The 4,858-nt window shown below is 67.6% G+C and carries 4 protein-coding genes and 1 pseudogene; all 5 read right to left on the reverse strand.

Annotated features, from left to right (window positions below; genetic code table 11):
• Positions 1-941 (reverse strand): branched-chain amino acid ABC transporter permease (locus VIR09_RS24825; RefSeq protein ID WP_332015266.1); only part of this gene is annotated, 941 nt, incomplete at its 3' end.
• Positions 942-969: 28 nt separating this feature from the next.
• Complete coding sequence (locus VIR09_RS24830; protein WP_332015267.1) at positions 970-1,890, reverse strand: branched-chain amino acid ABC transporter permease; 921 nt, start codon at positions 1,888-1,890, stop codon at positions 970-972.
• A 19-nt stretch (positions 1,891-1,909) separates the two neighbouring features.
• On the reverse strand, positions 1,910-3,085 hold the full coding sequence (locus VIR09_RS24835; RefSeq protein WP_332015268.1) for an ABC transporter substrate-binding protein: 1,176 nt from the start codon (positions 3,083-3,085) through the stop codon (positions 1,910-1,912).
• 61 nt (positions 3,086-3,146) lie between these two features.
• Positions 3,147-4,601 (reverse strand): 2-hydroxymuconic semialdehyde dehydrogenase, encoded by a 1,455-nt coding sequence (locus VIR09_RS24840; RefSeq protein WP_332015269.1) that lies wholly within the window; start codon positions 4,599-4,601, stop codon positions 3,147-3,149.
• Positions 4,598-4,858, reverse strand: a pseudogene (locus VIR09_RS24845) (class II aldolase/adducin family protein); the annotation flags it as partial. The pseudogene VIR09_RS24845 and the gene VIR09_RS24840, both read right to left, overlap by 4 nt.

The raw sequence follows: 4,858 nt of genomic DNA on the forward strand, positions 1-4,858 counted from the left end.
GGCGGACGCCGCAGCCAGGCCAGGGAATTGGCATAGCCGCCCTTGGCCACCATGGCGATGATCACCACCGCCGGCCCCATCAGCAGCATCCAGTGCTGCGTCATGCTCTTGAAGGCTTCTTCCATCAGCAGGTAGGCGATGGCGCCGACGATCGGGCCCAGCACATTGCCCAGTCCGCCTATCACCACCATGACGATGAGCTCGCCCGATACCGGCCAGGACATGTAGCTGGGCGAGGCAAAGGCGGTCAAGTTGGCCAACAGCAGCCCGGCCACGCCGGTCAGCACGCCCGAGGCCACGTAGGCCGTCAGGCGCACGCCGAACACCGAATAGCCCAGCGCGTCCACGCGCCGCGGATTGGCGTGGGTGGCGCGCAGGATCATGCCGAAGGGCGAGCGGCGCAGGCGCAGCATCGCCAGGCTGGAGACCAGCAGCACGGCCCAGGCCGCCCAGTACACGGGCTGGCTGCCATCCAGGTCGAACAGGCCGAAGGAACTGGCTTCATAGATGTTCAGGCCGTCGTCGCCGCCGTACTCGCGCAGGCTGACCGCCAGGAAATAGAACATCTGCGCGAAGGCCAGCGTGATCATGATGAAGCCTATGCCCGAGGTGCGCAGGCAGACGGTGCCGACGATCAGCGCCACCAGCGCGCACACGGCGATGCACACGGCCAGCTGCAGCCAGCCGTTGCCGAAGCCGTAATAGCTGAGGATGCCCACGGCATAGCAGCCCAGGCCCAGGAACATGGCATGGCCGAAGCTCACCAGCCCGGCAAAGCCCAGCACCAGGTTCAGCGCCAGCGCGGCCAGCGCGTAGATCAGGATGCGCGCGCCCAGCGTCACGTAGAACGGTTCGCCCAGCCATTGCGCCACGAAGGGCACGCCGGCCAGGACCAGGAACAGCAAGGGCAGCGCCCAGCGCCGGTGTTTGTGATCTTGCATGATGATCGAATCCCAGGACAGGCGCGCGTCAACGCCGCGCCGAGAAGACCAGGCCTTGCGGCCGGAACGCCAGCACCACGGCCATCAGCACGTAGATGAGCATGGAGGCCAGCGCAGGCCCGACTGCGTCGGCGACGGACGCGTCGAACACGGCGCGCAGCATGTCGGGCAAGAAGGCGCGGCCCAGCGTGTCTATCATGGCGATCAGCAGCGCCGCGACCAGCGTGCCGCGCACCGAGCCTATGCCGCCCACCACGATCACCACCAGCGCCAGGATCAGCACGGGCTCGCCCATGCCGGACTGCACCGAGAGGATGGGCCCCGCCAGCGCGCCGGCCACGCCGGCCAGCACCGCCCCCAACAGGAACAGCAGGGTCTTCTGCAGGTCCACGTTGGCGCCCAGCACGCTGGCCATGGGCGCGTTGCTGGCGCCGGCGCGGATCAGCATGCCGAAGCGGGTGCGCTGGATCAGGAACCAGGCGCCCAGCGCCACCAGCGCGCCCACGCCGATGATCATCAGCCGGTACACCGGATAGTCGTTGCCGAACAGGCTGACTGCGCCCTCCAGCCCCTGCGGCACGGCGGCGTAATACGGCCGGCTGCCCCAGATGACGGAGGCCAGTTCGTTGAAGAACATCATCAGCCCGAAAGTGGCCAGCACCTGATAGAGGTGGTCGTGCTTGTACAGGGGCCGGGCGATCAGGCGTTCCAGCGCCACGCCCACCAGGCCGCTGCCCACCACCGCCGCCAGGATGGCGAAGGCGAACGAGCCGCTGGCGTTGTAGGCGGTGGCGCCCAGGAAGGCGCCGATCATGTACAGCGACCCGTGCGCCAGGTTGATGAAGTTCATGATGCCGAAAATCAGGGTCAGCCCCGAGGACAGCAGGAACAGCAAGGCGCCGAGCTGCAGGCCATTGAGCATTTGCGACAACAGCAAGGATCCGTTCATGGGGCGTCTCCCGGGACGGTTACTTCAGCGGGCAGTCCGCCACGTAGGCGTCCTGGTGATCGGTGAACACCTTGGCCAGCTGCTTCAGGCCCACGCTGTCGCCTTCCTTCACGACCTGGTAGGCATACAGGTCCTGCACCGGCATGTTGTTGCTGTTGAAGCGGAACTTGCCGCGCACCGTGGGGAAGTTGGCGCCGGCCGCCTTGACCGCGGCGGCCAGGGCCTTGCTGTCGCCGACCTTGCCGCCCTGCTGCTTGATGGCGGTATCCAGCAGGAAGGCCGCGTCGTAGCCGCCCACCGCGTACTCGGACGGCAGGCGCCCGTACTTGGCCTTGAAGGCTTCGACGAATTTGCGGTTCGGCGGGTTGTCCAGCGTGGTGGCCCAGGGCGTGCCGTAGATCGCCCCCACCGCCTGCTCCTTCAGCGCCGTCAGCGTGTTGGAGTCGATCAGGCTTTCCGAGAAGAACGGCAGCTTTTCCATCAGGCCGGCCTGGCGCAACTGGCGCACGAAGTTCACGCCCACCCCGCCGGTATAGAACACGAACAGCGCATCGGGCGCGGCCGACTGCATGCGCGAGATCTCGGCCGAATAGTCCAGCTGTCCCAGCTGGGTGTAGATCTCGTCGGCGGGAGCGGCGCCATAGAAGCGCTTGAAGCCCGCCAGCTTGTCCTTGCCGGCCTGGTAGTTGGACGACATCAGGTAGGCGCGCTTGTAGCCCTGGTCCTTGACGTACTTGCCCATGGCCTCGGACATGCTGTCGTTCTGCCAGCCCAGCACGAACAGATTGGGCAGGCACATGCGGCCGGCGATGGGCGCAGGCCCGGCGTTGGTGGACAGCGCCACCACGCCCGACTCCTTGATGCGCCGCAGTTCCGCCATCAGCACATTGGAGAAACCGAGGCCGACGATCACGTCGACCTTGTCCTTCTCGATGAACTTCTGCACGATCTGCGCGCCCACATCGGGCTTGAGCTGGTCGTCCTCGCGGATCACCACGGCCTTCTGGCCGCCCAGGCTGCCGCCCAGTTGCTCGATGCCCAGCATCAGGCCGTCGTACTGGTCCTGGCCCAATGCCGCCTGGGGGCCGGACAGCACCCCGGTAAAGCCGATGCGGATGTCGGCCATGGCGGCGTTGGCCGCGGTCAGGGCCGCGACGGCGGCCAGCGCGGACAGCCCGCGTGCGTATGCTTGCATGCTAAGTCTCCTTGGGGGATGGGCGGCGGCGCCGTTCTGCGCGGCGCCTGCCGTATTGAGGTCAGAGCTTTACGCAGACATTGCGCAGCTCCGTGTAGAACTCCAGCGAATGCACGCCACCCTCGCGGCCGATGCCGGACTGCTTGGATCCGCCGAAGGCCGTGCGCAGATCGCGCAGGAACCAGGAATTGATCCAGCAGATGCCCACTTCCAGGGCCTGTCCCATGCGATGGGCGGTGCCCACGTTGCTGGTCCAGACCGAGGCCGCCAGGCCGTAGGGGGTGGCGTTGGCCAGGGCCACGGCTTCTTCTTCCGTGTCGAAGGGCGCGATATGGCAGCAGGGTCCGAAGATCTCCTGCTGGATCACGGCCGAGGTTTCCGGCAGGCCGGTCCACACGGTGGGCTGGATCCACGCGCCGCCGGCCAGTTCGTCCGGCATGTCCGGCACGCCGCCGCCCGCCACCACCGTGGCGCCATCTTCGCGGGCGCGGGCGTAGTAGCCCAGCACCTTGTCGCGGTGGCGCTGCGAAGTCAGCGGACCCAGGTTAACGCCGGGATCCTTCGGGCGGCCCAACTTGAAGCCGCGGGCGCGCTCGCCCAGCGCCGCCACGAAGCGGTCGAAGATCGGCCGCTGCACGTAGACGCGCTCGGTGCCCAGGCAGACCTGCCCGGTGTTGTCGAAAGCAGCGCGGGCGATGCCGGCCACCGCCTTGTCGAAGTCCGCGTCGGCGAACACGATGCCGGCGTTCTTGCCGCCCAGTTCGAAGGACACCGGCCGCACGCCCACCGCCGCCGCCTGCATGATGGCTACACCAGTCCGCGTCTCGCCGGTGAAGGTGATGCCGTCTACCAGCGGATGGCGGGTGAGCTTTTCACCCGCTGAACCGGGGCCGCGGCCATGCACCACGTTGTAGACGCCGGGCGGCACGCCGACCTCGTTCATCACTTCGCCCAGCAGCGTGGCCGTGGCCGGGGTGTCCTCGGAGGGCTTGACCACCACCGTGTTACCGCAGGCCAGGGCCGGCCCCACCTTCCAAGTCATCAGCAGCAGCGGCAGGTTCCAGGGGCAGATCACGCCGATCACGCCGCGTGGCACGCGCACGCCGTAGTTCAGGGCATGGCCGCCGTCCGGCGTTTCCAGGTCGAAGGTCTCGTTGGGGATGTTGCGCACCAGGTCGGCGAAGATCTTGAAGTTCGCCGCGCCGCGCGGAATGTCCAGATGGCTGGCCAGGTCATAGGGCTTGCCGGTGTCCGCGATCTCGGCGTCGACAAAGTCGTCGAAGCGCCGGATGATGCCGTCGGCCACCGCATGCAGCAGCTCCACGCGCTGCTGCGTCTTGAGCTTGGCCCAGGGACCGCGCAATGCCGCCTTGGCGGCCCGCACCGCGGCGTCGACCTCGGCGTCGCCGGCCTCGTGGATGCGTCCGATCAGGCGGTTGTCGACCGGATCGCGGTTGTCGAACGTCTTGCCCGTGGCGACCCATTCGCCGTTGATGAAGTTGCGGAAATCGGTCATTGCGTCCTCGGTTGTGACAGGTCTGCCAGCGCCGCTTCAGGGTCGCCGGCGGTCAGGTATTCCCACATGCGCTCGTAGATGCGGCCCGTGCCCACGGCGCGGGCCGCCGCCTCGTCAAGCGAGAGCGTGGGCGCGCCTTCGGCCAGGCCGGCCGAACGCAGTTGCCATTCGATGCGCGCCGCGTCCTCCAGATACCAGGTCAGCACCACGGCATGCATGAGGGATTCGGCCGCCACCACCGCGCCGTTGCCGCGCAT

Source organism: Achromobacter sp., assembly GCF_036567245.1.
In the GTDB taxonomy this organism is placed as follows: Bacteria; Pseudomonadota; Gammaproteobacteria; order Burkholderiales; family Burkholderiaceae_B; genus Achromobacter.